At 25.4% G+C, this 14,539-nt stretch carries 19 protein-coding genes; 17 read left to right on the forward strand and 2 right to left on the reverse strand.

The annotated features are described in order from the left end of the window. Positions 1-29 precede the first annotated feature (29 nt). Complete coding sequence (locus NT01CX_RS05355) at positions 30-1,763, reverse strand: Rqc2 family fibronectin-binding protein (protein ID WP_011722031.1); 1,734 nt, start codon at positions 1,761-1,763, stop codon at positions 30-32. A gap of 105 nt (positions 1,764-1,868) precedes the next feature. On the opposite strand from NT01CX_RS05355, the gene dapF reads away from it, so the two are divergent. The 13 genes from dapF to NT01CX_RS05420 all read left to right on the forward strand — a co-directional run bounded on the left by dapF (position 1,869) and on the right by NT01CX_RS05420 (position 10,699). Continuing rightward, positions 1,869-2,693, forward strand: coding sequence for a diaminopimelate epimerase (dapF, locus tag NT01CX_RS05360; protein ID WP_011722032.1), 825 nt, complete (start codon positions 1,869-1,871; stop codon positions 2,691-2,693). Between the two features lie 131 nt (positions 2,694-2,824). Next, complete coding sequence (locus NT01CX_RS05365; protein ID WP_039239105.1) at positions 2,825-4,360, forward strand: GspE/PulE family protein; 1,536 nt, start codon at positions 2,825-2,827, stop codon at positions 4,358-4,360. Then, positions 4,347-5,537 (forward strand): type II secretion system F family protein, encoded by a 1,191-nt coding sequence (locus tag NT01CX_RS05370; RefSeq protein WP_011722034.1) that lies wholly within the window; start codon positions 4,347-4,349, stop codon positions 5,535-5,537. Before NT01CX_RS05365 ends, NT01CX_RS05370 begins: the two co-directional genes overlap by 14 nt. Before the next feature lie 21 nt (positions 5,538-5,558). Beyond that, positions 5,559-6,074 carry a type II secretion system protein gene (locus NT01CX_RS05375; RefSeq protein WP_011722035.1) on the forward strand — a complete coding sequence of 172 codons (516 nt, stop codon included), beginning with the start codon at positions 5,559-5,561 and terminating at the stop codon, positions 6,072-6,074. Further along, positions 6,055-6,555: a hypothetical protein gene (locus tag NT01CX_RS05380; RefSeq protein WP_011722036.1), complete on the forward strand. Its 501-nt coding sequence runs from the start codon at positions 6,055-6,057 to the stop codon at positions 6,553-6,555. Before NT01CX_RS05375 ends, NT01CX_RS05380 begins: the two co-directional genes overlap by 20 nt. After that, positions 6,556-7,032 (forward strand): hypothetical protein, encoded by a 477-nt coding sequence (locus NT01CX_RS05385; RefSeq protein ID WP_011722037.1) that lies wholly within the window; start codon positions 6,556-6,558, stop codon positions 7,030-7,032. A 1-nt stretch (position 7,033) separates the two neighbouring features. Next, entirely contained in the window at positions 7,034-7,501 is a 468-nt protein-coding gene (locus NT01CX_RS05390) for a prepilin-type N-terminal cleavage/methylation domain-containing protein (protein ID WP_011722038.1), read from the forward strand. Beyond that, positions 7,465-7,905, forward strand: coding sequence for a hypothetical protein (locus tag NT01CX_RS05395; RefSeq protein ID WP_011722039.1), 441 nt, complete (start codon positions 7,465-7,467; stop codon positions 7,903-7,905). Before NT01CX_RS05390 ends, NT01CX_RS05395 begins: the two co-directional genes overlap by 37 nt. 11 nt (positions 7,906-7,916) lie before the next feature. Then, positions 7,917-8,657: a hypothetical protein gene (locus tag NT01CX_RS05400; protein WP_039243268.1), complete on the forward strand. Its 741-nt coding sequence runs from the start codon at positions 7,917-7,919 to the stop codon at positions 8,655-8,657. A gap of 3 nt (positions 8,658-8,660) precedes the next feature. After that, entirely contained in the window at positions 8,661-9,137 is a 477-nt protein-coding gene (locus NT01CX_RS05405; protein WP_011722041.1) for a hypothetical protein, read from the forward strand. After that, positions 9,130-9,546 carry a hypothetical protein gene (locus tag NT01CX_RS05410; RefSeq protein WP_011722042.1) on the forward strand — a complete coding sequence of 139 codons (417 nt, stop codon included), beginning with the start codon at positions 9,130-9,132 and terminating at the stop codon, positions 9,544-9,546. Before NT01CX_RS05405 ends, NT01CX_RS05410 begins: the two co-directional genes overlap by 8 nt. Before the next feature lie 200 nt (positions 9,547-9,746). Continuing rightward, positions 9,747-10,304: an elongation factor P gene (efp, locus tag NT01CX_RS05415; RefSeq protein WP_011722043.1), complete on the forward strand. Its 558-nt coding sequence runs from the start codon at positions 9,747-9,749 to the stop codon at positions 10,302-10,304. Positions 10,305-10,327: 23 nt separating this feature from the next. Continuing rightward, a complete protein-coding gene (locus NT01CX_RS05420) occupies positions 10,328-10,699 on the forward strand; it encodes a CD1247 N-terminal domain-containing protein (RefSeq protein ID WP_011722044.1) in 372 nt (123 codons plus the stop codon). A gap of 103 nt (positions 10,700-10,802) precedes the next feature. Here the strand turns inward: NT01CX_RS05420 and NT01CX_RS05425 are convergent, their stop codons facing one another. Then, positions 10,803-12,242 (reverse strand): IS1182-like element ISCno1 family transposase, encoded by a 1,440-nt coding sequence (locus tag NT01CX_RS05425; protein WP_011722045.1) that lies wholly within the window; start codon positions 12,240-12,242, stop codon positions 10,803-10,805. A 269-nt stretch (positions 12,243-12,511) separates the two neighbouring features. Here NT01CX_RS05425 and spoIIIAA point away from each other — a divergent pair, with 269 nt between their 5' ends. The 4 genes from spoIIIAA to spoIIIAD are packed head-to-tail and all read left to right on the forward strand — an operon-like array spanning position 12,512 to position 14,532. Next, a complete protein-coding gene (gene spoIIIAA / locus NT01CX_RS05430; RefSeq protein ID WP_011722046.1) occupies positions 12,512-13,408 on the forward strand; it encodes a stage III sporulation protein AA in 897 nt (298 codons plus the stop codon). 1 nt (position 13,409) lies between these two features. Next, positions 13,410-13,931 carry a stage III sporulation protein SpoIIIAB gene (gene spoIIIAB / locus NT01CX_RS05435; RefSeq protein ID WP_011722047.1) on the forward strand — a complete coding sequence of 174 codons (522 nt, stop codon included), beginning with the start codon at positions 13,410-13,412 and terminating at the stop codon, positions 13,929-13,931. A 10-nt stretch (positions 13,932-13,941) separates the two neighbouring features. After that, complete coding sequence (spoIIIAC, locus tag NT01CX_RS05440) at positions 13,942-14,139, forward strand: stage III sporulation protein AC (RefSeq protein WP_003365078.1); 198 nt, start codon at positions 13,942-13,944, stop codon at positions 14,137-14,139. A gap of 9 nt (positions 14,140-14,148) precedes the next feature. Then, positions 14,149-14,532, forward strand: a complete 384-nt coding sequence (spoIIIAD, locus tag NT01CX_RS05445) for a stage III sporulation protein AD (protein ID WP_011722048.1) — start codon at positions 14,149-14,151, stop codon at positions 14,530-14,532. Positions 14,533-14,539 lie beyond the last annotated feature (7 nt).

Here is a 14,539-nt window from a genome sequence, read left to right on the forward strand (position 1 = left end):
GGTTTAGCAGAAAGTTGTTCATTTTTTTATTAATCATTTTTTAAGTTAGGGTTAGTTGGAGTTACATAAATAGTTTGATTTGTAGAATATATAACCATTCCTGGTTTAGCACCATTAGGTTTTTTTACATTTTTAACTTCTGTATAATCTACAGGTACATTAGAAGAATTTTGAGACTTACTGTAATATGCAGCAAGATTTGCAGCTTCAAGTAATGTACTTTCAGGTATATCCATAATATTTTTTACTATAACATGGGAACCTGGTATGTTTTTTGTATGGAACCAAATGTCATGTTTATTTGCAAATTTAAGTGTTAAATAATCATTTTGAATATTATTTTTACCAACATATATATCTATTCCATCCTTTGATATAAAGTGCATAGGTTTTGAAGTTTTAGATTTTTTAGATTTATATATTTTCTTAAATTTAATATATCCTGTTTCAATTAATTCTTTTTTTATTTCCTCTATTTCATCATAGTTATCTGCATTATTTATATTTGTTAGAACAGAGTAAAGATAATTTAGTTCTTCTTCATTTTGAAGTAATTGTTCATTTGCTGCTTCTTCAGATTTTTTTAATTTATTATATTTTTTATAATATGATTGGACATTTTGAGAAGGTGTTTTATTCTCGTCTAAAGTTATTTTTACAGTATCATAGTTTTCGCTATAATAATTTGCAAGTTCTATATGAGAAAGTCCTTTTTTTAATGCATAAATATTTGCTGTAAGAAGTTCCCCGTAAAGCTTAAAAATATCTTTATCTTCACACTTTTTTAATGTGTTATTAAGTATTTTATCTTTTTTAGTACATCTATTTATATTGTTCATAACTATCTTTTGAAGATCTGAACTTTTGGATTTTAATCTATCTGATTTATCTTTAGCATAATAAAAATTTTCAAGAAGTTTACTTGATGAATCGTACTGAATTTTTTTATAATCTTCTTTGCTCATTAAATTTAAACAATAAAAGCCAACAAAACTATTGTTTTTAGTGTAACAATTAAATTCAAATTTATTTGATTGAATTTCTTTAAATAAATCTTTGCAAACTTCTACTATTTCTTTTAAGTTTGATAGACTTAAATCAATTGAGTTATTTTTTAATCTAAAACATATTTCACTTGAAAGTGTTTTGCTTACACCTGTAAAGATTTTAGAAAATATATTATCATTGAGTTGAAGAGAATTTTCCTTAGTAAAATTTTCAATCATGTCATATGAAAAATCAAAAGGATTTAGCTTTGGAGATTTTGGTGGGTATACGTATTCTATACCTGGATAAATGCTTCTATATGTATTTATATCTGGAGTAATATGTTTTATACTATCCATAATAATATTGTCTCTTTTTCTAATAAGAGTCATATTACTATGTCTACCCATTATTTCAATAATTAAAGAATAAATACTGTTAAATCCAAGTTCATCTGTACTTTCAAAATCTATAACTACTATTCTATCCTGGTTAATTTGATGTATATCAACTATTTTTGCGTTACTTATATATTTTCTAAGAACCATACAAAACATAGGTGCCTTTATTGGATTTGGTTTGGTTAAATCTGTTAAATGTATTCTTGGATAATTTGATGAAGAACTTATAAGTAATTTAAAAGAAAGTCTTCCTTTTCTAATGTTTAGTATTATTTCATCTTTCTCAGGTTGATTTACTTTGTCTATTTTTCCGTTAATTATAGTATTTTTTAATTCATCTATTATACTATATAAAAATATTCCATCTAATGCCATATTATCATCCTTTCTTAATGTCAAAATAAAGACTTCACAAGGAGTTACTCTTTATAGTATATTATTTACAAGATTAATAATCAATAAGTAAAGGGTGAGACAGTTATGGATTTTACTAAAATGCAAGGGACAGGCAATGATTTTGTAGTTATTGAAGATCTTTATGATGATTTTAAAGGAAAGGAAGATAGCTTAGCTAAGGTTCTTTGTCATAGAAGATTTGGTATAGGGGCAGATGGAATACTACTTGTTAGAAAAAGTAGTGTTGCAGATATAAAAATGGATATAATAAACGCAGATGGAAGCTATGCAGCTATGTGCGGAAATGGAATAAGATGTTTTGCAAGATATGTTTATGATAAGAATATAGTAAAAAAACCTATTATAGAAATAGAAACTGGAGATGGAATTAAAATAGCACATTTAACTATAAATAATGAAGACGAAGTATTAGGTATAACTATTAATATGGGTAATTTTTCTTTTGAACCTGTGGATATACCTTTAAGTGTAAATGAAAAAATTATAAATAAAGATGTAAACATAAATAATAAAGAATATAAAATTACATCTATGAAACTTGGAGTTCCTCATACGGTTGTAATGTGCAATATTCATGATGTGGATGTAGTAGAGGGAAAATATATAGAAAAATATAAACTATTTAGTGAAGGAACAAATGTTAACTTTTGTGAGATTGAAGACAATGATACTATTAGGGTTAAAACATGGGAAAGAGGTGCAGGACCTACACTTGCTTGTGGAACAGGAAGTTGTGCATCTGTAGTTGCAAGTAATACTCTAGGATATGTAGGTAATAAATGCAAAGTTATAGTACCTGGTGGAGAGTTATTCATTGAACTTAAAGATGATGTTGTGTTTATGACTGGACCTGCTGAAATTGTATTTGAAGGAAAGATTAATTTATAAAATTAGGATTAATTTATGAAACTTAGTAAAAATTTACTAAGTTTTTTCTTTTTTTGTGATTAAATAAAATTTAATTGTCAAAGATATGTAATAATAATCATTTCAGAAAAAGGATTAAAGTGGAGGCTAAATTGGAAAATAAATTATCATGTTTAAAATTAAAAAATAAAGTACCTTATATAAAAAGTATTTCATTAGATGATATATACATTTCTAAAGAGGCTTTAAAACTTTTAACTAAAGAAGTAGTTAAAAAGTATGGAGTAATGCCATTTAAATTAGAATATGATAAGCTACACATTGCTATGATAGACCCATATAATACATCTACTATTGAAGAAATAAGATTCATTACTGGAAGAGAGGTTATACCATACAAAGATACAAAATATAGTATATTTTCAGCCATAGAAGTTTATTATGAAAAAGAAATAGTGGATGAAGTGCTTAAAGATATAAAAGACATAGGATATACAAGTAAGATTATAAAGGAAAATAATAAAATTATAGAAAATGCTCCAGTAGTAAAGCTTACAAATTCAATAATTAATCAAGCTATCAATAAAAAAGCCAGTGACATTCATTTAGAACCTTTTAAGAATAAAGTTATAGTTAGATTTAGAATTGATGGGGTTTTAAATGAAAGGATGACAATACCAAAAGAAGTATATGTTCTTGTAAATACTAGAATAAAAATAAAATCAGGAATGGATATTTCAAAGAAAATGATACCTCAAGATGGAAAAATGGAATATGAATTTAGAGATAAAACTTTTAATTTAAGGGTTTCATCAATTCCAACAATAAATGGAGAAAAAATAGTAATAAGAATTTTATATAAAACCAACAAAAATATAGATATTAATAATTTAATAGAAGATCAGGATGACTTAATATTAATAAAGAAAATACTAAGTCATCCAAGTGGAATTATTTTAGTAACAGGACCAACAGGCAGTGGGAAAACTACTACTTTATGTTCTATGTTAAATGAGCTTAATTCTAAAGAGCGAAACATAGTAACAATAGAAGATCCCGTTGAATATGAAATTGAAAGAATAAACCAGATGAATGTAAATAATAAAGCAGGACTTACATTCTCATCAGCTTTAAGAAGTATTTTAAGGCAAGATCCAGATACGATTATGATCGGTGAAATTAGAGATGCAGAGACAGCTGATATTTCTGTAAAAGCAGCAATAACTGGGCATTTAGTGTTATCTACACTTCATACAAAAGATGCGGCAACTACACCAATGAGATTGTGCGATATGAATGTAGAAAATTATCTCATTGCTGATTCATTAGTGGCTGTAATAGCACAAAGATTGGTTAGAAAGATATGTCCATATTGTAAAGAAGAGTATATTTTAAATGATAGAGAAATGGAGTTTTTAAATATACATAATAAAGAAAAAGTGTATAAGGGAAGAGGATGCAAGTTTTGTAATGGAAGTGGGTACAAAGGCAGAAGAGCTGTTTTTGAAATAATGTACTTAGATGAAACCCATAGAGAACTTATAAGAAAAGGGCAATCTTCTAATAAAATAAGGAACTATAGTATTAAAAGTGGAATGAAAAGTATTAAAGAAAGTTGTGAAAAATTAGTGTTAAGTGGCGTCACTACAGTTGAAGAAGTTATGAGGGTGTCTTATGGGTATATATAAGTATAGAGCTGTAGATATAAATGGACGTATAGTTAAGGGAAAGAAGATTGCAAGTAAGGATACAGAATTTATAGAAGATCTCCATGATAAAAATTTATATATATTAGATTATAAAGTAACTGAAGACAAAAATATATTTGATAAGTTAAATTATATTAACTACAAAGATATAGGAATGCTTTTAAAACAACTAGGTGAGTTATTAAAATGTGGAATAAACATAGAAAAAGCATTGGATATATTAATTAATGAGAAACTAAAGATACCCATTAGAAAAAGCTTATTCTCTATAAAAACTGATATTGAAAAAGGAAAAAGTTTATCTAGTAGTATAAATAAGTTTACTAAAATTTATCCAAATTTTATGAGGCAAATGATATCTGTTGGAGAAAAAAGTGGTAAGTTAGATGAGGTAGTGTTAAAACTTTCAGAATATTACCTTAAACAATATAAAATAAAGAAAAAAGTTAAAGGAGTATTTACATATCCAATATTTGTATTTGTTATGATTATCATGATAACAATGTTTATTACATTTAATATAGTACCTAAATTTGCAGAAAACTTCATTAAGTTAAACAAACCTATGCCAATTGGTATAGAGAGAATACTTCAATTTAATAATGCATTAAAGTCATATAAATTATATGTAATTCTAATTTGTATATTAGTTACGCTGAGAACATTATATAAAAAGGGATATATAAACAACTTATTAGAAAAATTCACATGTAGAGGGGTTCTAGGATCAATATATAAACAGGTACATGAAATTAGTATAATTCAAAGTTTAAGTATTCTTTTAAGTAGTGGAATTCCACTGGTTTCAGCTTTAGATATTATTTTAAATAGTGTTGATAATAAAACAATCAAAAACAAGATTATAAAAGTAATTTCAAATATTAAAGAAGGTATGAGTTTTGCTGATTCACTAAGATATGAAAAAATGTTTAATGAGTTTTTTCTATGTATGATTTCAGTTGGTGAAAAAATAGGAAATATAGAGGAACTTATAGAAAATGCAATAGTCGTAAAACAAGAAGATATAGACTCTTTAATTAATAAGTTAATAAAAAGTATAGAACCTGTCACAATTTTGGTATTGGGGTTAATTGTAACCTTTATTATGATTAATATTTTATTTCCTATGATAAGTACTATGGATTCTATTATTTAATAAAATAAGGAGGATATACATATGGAAGAATTAAAATTAATGTTTTTATTAAAATATAAAAAACATATTAAAAGAAAGGGATTTACATTAATAGAGTTAATAATAGTTATGGCTATAATACTTGTAATGGCAAGTTTCTTAATACCAAAGTTTAATGGATATAGAGGAAAAGCGGAAAGGGTAAAGGCAATTGACACTGGTAGACAAATTTATGTATCCGCTATGGAAAGCTATATGGAAAATAAAGGCGTATTTAATGAAGGTCAACTAGAGAAAACTTCAAAAGAGTTATTAGGAATAGAAAAGTTAAATATTAAAATTGTTTCAGAGGATAATGTTGTTATAAACTATGATGTTGACAATAAACAGTATTCTTTAAAGTTTGGTAAGAATAGTAGTAACTTTTATATAGATGATAAAAATGGAGAAATATATCCTACATATAATCCTAAAAATGAAAAAAAAACTAATCCAGAAGAGATAGAAGGAACTGGTAGTGAAGAAGATATAAGTCAAGATGGAAATGATGGTAAATAAAAATAAATTAAAAATTATAAAAAAGGGATATTCTCTAGTAGAATTATTGGTTATAATTGGTATTTTATTTATAATTGTAGGAGGATGTTCTTTAAATTTATATAAATTTCATAGACAATGGAGTAATAATACAAATGTAGATTTCTGTGATAACTATATACTTCATGTATTACAAAATTCTGCATTATACTGTAAGCAACAAAATGTAAGTGGTAGATTAGAATTTTGTGATAAAAATAAAATAAAGTTTTATATTAATGAGGAATTAATAAGAGTTTATGAAATACCAAAGGAATTTAAGTTTATGAGTAGCGGTGTTTTTAACAATAATGTTAAAATAAATAACTTTGGTACAATAATTACAGCGTGTACTATTAGTTATGAAGATGCAAACAAAGATGTTCATGATATAACAATAAGAGTAGGAAGTCACTATGTTAAAGTTAAAGAATATATAAAAAAGAATAAAAGGAGACATTAATTGAATCTTAATAAGTTTATCATATACAAGAAAAAAGGATTATGCATATTAGAGCCTTTATGTGCTTTAGCTATACTTAGTATATTTATTGTTTATTTAAGTAACATACAAATAAAAACCTTCCATTTAAAAAATCAAAATCAGTGTATAGATGAATATATCAAATTGTCAGAAAATTTAAAAAATAATTTAAAGTATAATTTATCATATAAAGAATTAGAATCATCTCTTTTAAAAGACCACAGCGAAAATAATTTCTATATAAATCAAGATAATTTAAATATTGATTCTATAAGAAAAAGTCACATAAATAAGTTAATTAGTAAAAATAAATTAAATGAAATTCCCTATGCACAAATCACTATAAGATCTTTAGAGAAAGGTGTTATAAAAGTTGATATAAATTTAAAAGTTAAATGTAATGGAAGGATAGAAAATATAAATTCATATTTTTACAAAGGAGATTATTATACTTAATATGAAAAAAGGATATGGATTAATAGAAGTTTTAGTTACATTATTTATTATAAGCATACTAATGCTCATAGAAGTTGACTTAGTAACAAAAGAGTCAATAAGGTATAAGAGAAATATATCTTTAGATAGAGAGGAATGTTATTGTAATAGTGCTTTGCATTTTGTGGAAAACGAGATAAATGATATAAAAAATAAGAGCTTAATTATAAAGGACAATAATATTGTATTAGAAAAGGAAAATGGAGATAAGTATACTATAAAAACAGAGGGTAATAATGGTAAATACAAGCTTATAATACTTTACGATAAATTAATAGATGGGAATAAAAACAAGAATACCATTGCAGAGGATTTAAAAGATGTAAAAATAAATAAAAACAAGAATGTTGTGTATATTTATATTGAATCTCTAAAAGGAAAGAAGTTTTATAAATGTATAGGTTTAAATCAAAACATAGAGGATACATAGTTGTATTTACTTTAATTATAATAAGTATAATAATGGGTATATTTTTATACTCATTTAAATTAGAAGTAAGTAAAAAAATGCGTAATTATAGCTATAAATCAATAGAGCTAAGTGATGATATTTACAGTAAACAAAGGGAGTATTTACTAGCTAGATTAAATAATTTTATAACAGAAAAATGTAAGGATATAAATGAAGAAAATCTTAATTTAATTTTAAATAGTGTCAATGATGAAACTGTAAGTTATGAAAATACTTTTGTAAAATTTGATGATAAAAATAAAAACATAATTCTAAATTTACAAAACGAAAAAGGTGTTAAAAGAGAAGATGTATATAACTATGAAATAGATGAAAAATCTAATATAGTTAGATTTAAATATTTAATTTCTAAGTATAAGTGAGGTGATATTAAGTGTTTAATAAAAATGTATTTTTAAAAGTGTCTGAAGAGGGCATAAAAATGAATAATGAGCATTTAAAACACAAAAATATAAATCCATTTAAAGATATTACAGGAATAAATATAAAAAATAAAAATGTATACATAATAGTTGAAGGAGAAGAAGTTCATATAAAACTTTTAAAACTGCCAAGGGTTAGCAAGTGGGATCTAAATAGTTTAATTAGGAATGAATTAGTGTTCCTATATGGTAAAAAAGCTAATAATATATTTTATACTTATACGGTATTAAATGAAACTGGGGAAGATATAGATGTTTTAGTGTTTTGTATGAATTTAAAAGATGTAAAAGCTTTAGAAAAGATTATTAATAATAATAAAATAAAAAAGATTAATATAATTCAATTTAGCATGGTGAATTATTTTAAAAATTATATAAAAGATAAAACATATATTTTAATATTTAAAGATAGAAATAAGGTATATTTTTTAGGGGTTACCTATGAAAACTTAGTTTCTAACAGAATAGTAAATGTGAATAGCGAAAATTGTGAGTATTTTTTAATGGAAAGTTTTAATTATTGTATTAATAGATTAGAGAAGTTTTCAGGAGGAGTGAAAAATATTTATTGTGTTAATTTTGAAGAAGAAGAAAAAGAACTTTATATGCAAAATGACAAGTATCAGTATACAGATCTTGGCTATGTAGATAAAACTGATGTAGTTAAATATTTTTCAATAAAAAGGAAGTAAGCTATGAAAGAATATAATTTTTTACCTATGTGGTATAGAAATAAAATAGAGAAGAAAGAAAAAATTAGATTTATGGTGGTTTTAAGTATAACAATAGTACTTTTGGTTATAAATATATTTAGAATAGTGAAATATAGAAAAGATATAATAGCTGCTAATAATAAAATAGAAAAGATTAATTTGCAAAATATGCACAATAAGAAAATAAATGAGAAGAATAAAATAAATAAACACTTTACTATAAATACTTATTATGATTTAAAAGAAGAGATAAAAAACATCAATAGTTTTAAATATGTTGATATAAATAAAAATAAGATATTTTTGCAAAAGGAATTTAATAGTATGGAAGAAGCAGCGAGAACACTTGATAGTATAAAAAATAATTTAAAGTATGAAATAAAGGATATAAAAATAGAGGAATTAGAGGATAAAAAAAATTCTCTAAAAGTGGAGTTTAAGGCAGGTAAAAATGAGTAAAAAATTTAGAAATAACTTAATTTTATTTTGTATGATATTTATGTTAATAGGAACATTTTTTATATGTTATAAACAAAAGAAACTACTTAATAAAAGCAAAAGCAATTTATATATTATGACTTCATCAAAAATGAAAAATTTAAAAAATAAAAATTATGATATAAAATATGAAAAAATTATAGGAAAAATAAAAGAAAATCCATGTATAAAAATAAAAAAAGCAATAAATAATAATGATAGTAAGATGTTTTCCATGAACTTAGAGTTTATAGGAACATTAGAACAATTAGAAAAATTTATAGATGGTATAAAGAAAAGCCATAATTTATATGAAATGGAGAGTATAAAGCTCACTGCTTATGATCACAAATTATATAAAGGATATATTGTTTTAAATATTACTATATGAGTTTAATAATTCATATAGTAATATACGATACATATTATAAATGTATTTGCAAATATTCGCATCTTTTGATAAAATATCATTGGTTAGAATCGAGTCCTAAAATATATTATTTATTAATAAAGTAAGCATAAATAATATTGGTATTAATATGAATTTTAGGGTTATAATAAAATTATATAGATTAGTGGAGGGATACATAAATGATTTCAGCTGGAGATTTAAGAAAAGGTACTACTTTTGAGCTAGATGGACAAGTTTATACTGTAATTGACTTCTTACATGTTAAACCAGGTAAAGGAGCAGCATTCGTAAGAACAAAACTTAGAAATGTAATCAGTGGAGGAGTTACTGAAACTACATTTAACCCAACAGCTAAGCTTCAAGAAGCTGTTATTGAAAGAAAAGAAATGCAATACTTATACAGTGATGGAGAATTATACTACTTCATGGATCAAGAAACATTCGAACAAATACCTTTAAACTTTGAACAAGTAGAAAATGCTATCAAATTCTTAAAGGAAAATATGTTTGCAATCATCAAATTCTACAAAGGAGCTGCTTTCTCAGTTGAAGCACCTAACTTCGTAGAATTACAAATCGTTGAATGTGAACCAGGAATAAAAGGAAACACAGCAACTAACGCTATGAAACCTGCTAAATTAGAAACAGGAGCTGTTGTTAACGTACCTTTATTCGTTAATGAAGGAGAAACAATAAGAGTAGACACTAGAACTGGTGACTACATGGAAAGAGTATAAACTACCCTAAAGGGAGTGGTAAAATGAATCCTCTTATGTCAAAAGTTCTTTCTTTAAAAGAAGATATAGAAAAACTTGATTTGAGGGAAGAGACAAAAGATAAAATATTATTTGATATAGGTGATATTTTACTTGAAATGACGGAAAAGATACATGTTCTTGAAGATAAGTTAACTGAAATGGATGAATATGTTACAGTTCTTGATGAAAATTTAGGAAATGTAGAAGAGGAAGTTTATGGTTTTGAGGAAGAAGATGATGATTTTCACACTGAAGATTACGTTGATATAGTATGTGATAAATGTAACGAAATCTTAGCAGTTGAGAAAGAATTCATTGAAAATGAAGACAAAATTAATTGTCCTAATTGCCAAAATTCCATAAAGCTAAAGTAGCATAAATAGAGAAAAGTTAAATAATATAATTTTAAATAAGAAATATCTTAAATAGATATTTCTCAGATTGTTCAAAAAGCCCCCAACAATTGGGGGCTTTTGTTTACGCCAAAATTCTTTTATGCGATAGCATTCGAAAAATATTTATTATGTATGTTAATTTGGAATAAATTTGAATTAATGTACACAAAAAATAATGCGATAGCACCATGGCTATCTTTTTCATATTCTGAACTGCCGCTGTAAGTAGGCACTGCTCAGAAACATTTTTAATTCCTCGCATGCGACAATAACGTAGCCCATGTAATTCTTTTGAATCAGCAAAGCTACGCTCAATCTTTTCTTTACGTCGTTTGTAAATACTTTTACCTTTTTCTGTTTTAGTAAAGCTAAAAATTTGATCTTTATAGTCTTCCCAAACATGACGACGTATAGTTCTATTAATGGATTTATCAGATGTTAAGCAATTATTTTTATATTTGCAATAAGCACAATGCTCCGCATTACTTAAATATTCTTTATAACCTTCCCTCGTAGTAGTTCTATATTTTAAAAAGCAATTATTAATACACACATATCCATCTAATTCTTTAACATACTGAAATCTATATTTTGTATATTTTCCTTTAACATGGGGTCCTAAACGGAACCCAAAAACACCTTGATAATTTTTGTCTGAAATTTGTTTACAAATAGGATTCGTAGAATATCCGGCATCTGCTACTAAATATTTTGTATTAAAATTAAACTTTTCTATTTGAGTTTCTATTCTTTTAACATAAGGATCTACATCGTTTATATTCCCGGGAGTAACATGAACGTCTGTTATAATATTATACTTTCCGTCAACAGTTCTATGATCTAAATAAAAAAAGCCTTTAGGTTTTCCATCTCTAACCATATATCCACTGTCTGGATCAGTTGTACTTACTTTTATTTCCTTAGTTTCAGCTATTTTAGTCTTTTTTTTTAGAGGCTTTTTATTATGATTAATTCTATCTTTATTAATGTCATTCTCTAATTCATCAAAGTATTCCTTTGTGGATTTAGTTATTTCTTTTTTAATAAATTTATGTTTATTAGCGTTAGCTTTTAAGTGAGTAGAATCAGTATATAGAATTTTGCCATCAACCAAGTTTCTATTAATAGCTTGAAATACAATATTATCAAATATTTCTTGATGTATATTTGTATTACTAAATCTTTTTGTTCTATTCTGGCTTATAGTGGAATGACTTGGTATTTTATCAGTAAGTCCATATCCTAAAAACCATCTGTAAGCTACATTTACCTGGATTTCTTTTACAAGCTGACGCTCTGAACGTATACCGAATAGGTATCCTATAAAAAGCATTTTAAATAATACAACTGGATCCACTGATGGTCTGCCATTATCAGCACAATATAAATCCTTAGTTAAATCTCTTATAAATGAAAAGTCTATGTGTTTATCTATCTTTCTAAGTATGTGATTTTCAGGTACTAAATTTTCTATATAAACTAGTTCTAATTGATTTTGTTTTCTTTCATTATTAGTAAGCATTTTTCCTCCGTAGGAGCCCTAACGGGCTAAAAGATTTATTGTTCTAAAATATATATTCTACATAAACACTAAAAATCCTTTTTGTAATAAATGTAAAAAGGCTGTTGACAAATTATGTTTATCAACAGCCTGAGAAATATCTTAAATAGATATTTCTTATTTTTTATTTTTTGGAATAATTATTCTAACATATAAATAAAAATTTAATAAGTAATTAGTATGTAAAATGATAATTTATATAATTAAATTCATAAAAAGGAGGAATGATTATGAGTACTAAAGATGTATTTTATGTTTTACCAAAGGAAATGCAAATGAAGTTACAGTCAATAACTATCATAGATAAATTGCAGGAAATACGAATAAAAGTAAACAAGCCACTAATAGTGTATTTGGAAAATAAGGAAATCATATTAGATTACATTATAAAAAAAGAAGATATTAAGACTATACTCCAAAGAATAAGCAATTACTCTATATATGCTTTTGAAGAAGAAATAAAACAGGGATATATAACTATAAAAGGTGGTCATAGAGTAGGAATATGTGGTTCTTGTGTGATACAAAATGAAACCGTAAAAACAATAAAAAATATAGCATCTTTAAATATAAGAATTTGCAGAGAAGTTTTGGGATGTTCAAATAAAGTTATGCCATATATTTTACAAGGGGAAAATGTACTTAATACAATTATTATATCTCCACCTAAATGTGGAAAGACTACTTTAATAAGAGATATAACAAGAAACTTATCTACGGCAAAAAAGAAAGTGTGCATCATTGATGAAAGAAGTGAAATTGCATCTTGTTTTGAAGGAGTACCTCAAATGGATGTAGGTATAAGAACTGATATACTTGATAATTGCATAAAAAGTCAAGGAATAATAATGGCAATAAGAAGTATGGCACCTGAGGTTATAGTCTGTGATGAGATAGGAACTCATAGTGATATACAAAGCATAGTAATGGCTATGAATTCAGGAGTGAATTTAATAACAACTATACATGGTTTTGGAATAGAAGATTTATATAGAAGACCTGTATTTAACGAAGTTGTTGAGAATAAAATTTTTAATAGAGCTATAATTTTAAGTTCTAGAAATGGAATTGGAACAGTAGAATATATATATGATTTCAATAAAAATGAGGAACTTTGGAGGAAATAATATGTATTTTAAAATATTAGGATCTATATTAGTTCTATTATCATCAACTTTACTGGGATTTATATGTGGGGAAAATTTAAAAAGACGTTTTCTGCAATTAGAAGAAATAGAACAAGCATTGTATCAACTTAAAAATGAAATTGTATATACCCATAATTCTCTTCCAGAGATATTTATGAGTGTTGGAAGTAAAGGGACTAAACCTATAGGTGATATTTTTAAGAGGGTTTCCAGTTTATTGTATGATCATGAGGTTGAAAGTGTGCATGAGGGATTTAAAAAAGCTTTAAATGAAAATAAAAAACAGTTAAATCTAAAAAAGTACGATATTGATATACTTTTAAATCTATCAAAATCATTAGGAGAATCAGATATAGAAGGACAACAAAATATACTTACATTAACTATTAGAAATATAAAAAGTCAATTAGATAGTGCCAAAAATGTAATGGAAAAAAACATAAAAATGTATAGATACTTAGGATTTTCCTTTGGAGCTATACTAGTAATAATGATGTTATAGGAGGGAAAAGATGTTAGATGTAAGTTTAATTTTTAAGATAGCAGCTGTAAGCATACTTATAATTATTCTTGATAAGATACTAGAAAGTACAGGGAAAAAGGACTACGCGGTTATAGCTAATTTAGCTGGAATAATCATTGTTTTAATGATGGTTATAAATTTGATAAACAAGTTATTCAGCACTGTAAAAACAATGTTCCAATTTTAGGAGGCACATATGGAAATAGTAAAAATAGTTGCATTTGCCTTTATTACATTATTTATAATTCTTATTTTTAAAAATAGAAATGATGAATACGTAGTACATATTAGTATAGCTGCTGGAATAATAATATTTTTATTTATGATAGATAAAATTACAGCTGTAATGCAATTGCTTCAGGAGTTAGCACTTAAAGCTAACATAGATTTTGTGTATTTAAATACAGTTTTCAAAATACTTGGAATTGCTTATTTAGCTTCATTTTGTAGTGAAATTTGCAAAGATGCAGGACAAAGCAGTTTAGCATCTAAAGTTGAATTTGCTGGAAAAATACTAATACTAGTATTGGCAGTTCCAATATTAATGGCAGTACTACAAGGAATTGTCAATATAATTTAAAAAGATG

The sequence above is a fragment of the Clostridium novyi NT genome (assembly GCF_000014125.1).
In the GTDB taxonomy this organism is placed as follows: Bacteria; Bacillota; Clostridia; order Clostridiales; family Clostridiaceae; genus Clostridium_H; species Clostridium_H novyi.

Coding starts and splice junctions, on each gene's coding strand:
- NT01CX_RS05355 (WP_011722031.1), bottom strand. CDS start 1,763: ATGGCATTAGATGGAATATTTTTATATAGTATAATAGATGAATTAAAA.
- dapF (WP_011722032.1), top strand. CDS start 1,869: ATGGATTTTACTAAAATGCAAGGGACAGGCAATGATTTTGTAGTTATT.
- NT01CX_RS05370 (WP_011722034.1), top strand. CDS start 4,347: ATGGGTATATATAAGTATAGAGCTGTAGATATAAATGGACGTATAGTT.
- NT01CX_RS05375 (WP_011722035.1), top strand. CDS start 5,559: ATGGAAGAATTAAAATTAATGTTTTTATTAAAATATAAAAAACATATT.
- NT01CX_RS05380 (WP_011722036.1), top strand. CDS start 6,055: ATGGAAATGATGGTAAATAAAAATAAATTAAAAATTATAAAAAAGGGA.
- NT01CX_RS05390 (WP_011722038.1), top strand. CDS start 7,034: ATGAAAAAAGGATATGGATTAATAGAAGTTTTAGTTACATTATTTATT.
- NT01CX_RS05395 (WP_011722039.1), top strand. CDS start 7,465: ATGTATAGGTTTAAATCAAAACATAGAGGATACATAGTTGTATTTACT.
- NT01CX_RS05405 (WP_011722041.1), top strand. CDS start 8,661: ATGAAAGAATATAATTTTTTACCTATGTGGTATAGAAATAAAATAGAG.
- NT01CX_RS05410 (WP_011722042.1), top strand. CDS start 9,130: ATGAGTAAAAAATTTAGAAATAACTTAATTTTATTTTGTATGATATTT.
- efp (WP_011722043.1), top strand. CDS start 9,747: ATGATTTCAGCTGGAGATTTAAGAAAAGGTACTACTTTTGAGCTAGAT.
- NT01CX_RS05420 (WP_011722044.1), top strand. CDS start 10,328: ATGAATCCTCTTATGTCAAAAGTTCTTTCTTTAAAAGAAGATATAGAA.
- NT01CX_RS05425 (WP_011722045.1), bottom strand. CDS start 12,242: ATGCTTACTAATAATGAAAGAAAACAAAATCAATTAGAACTAGTTTAT.
- spoIIIAA (WP_011722046.1), top strand. CDS start 12,512: ATGAGTACTAAAGATGTATTTTATGTTTTACCAAAGGAAATGCAAATG.
- spoIIIAB (WP_011722047.1), top strand. CDS start 13,410: ATGTATTTTAAAATATTAGGATCTATATTAGTTCTATTATCATCAACT.
- spoIIIAC (WP_003365078.1), top strand. CDS start 13,942: ATGTTAGATGTAAGTTTAATTTTTAAGATAGCAGCTGTAAGCATACTT.
- spoIIIAD (WP_011722048.1), top strand. CDS start 14,149: ATGGAAATAGTAAAAATAGTTGCATTTGCCTTTATTACATTATTTATA.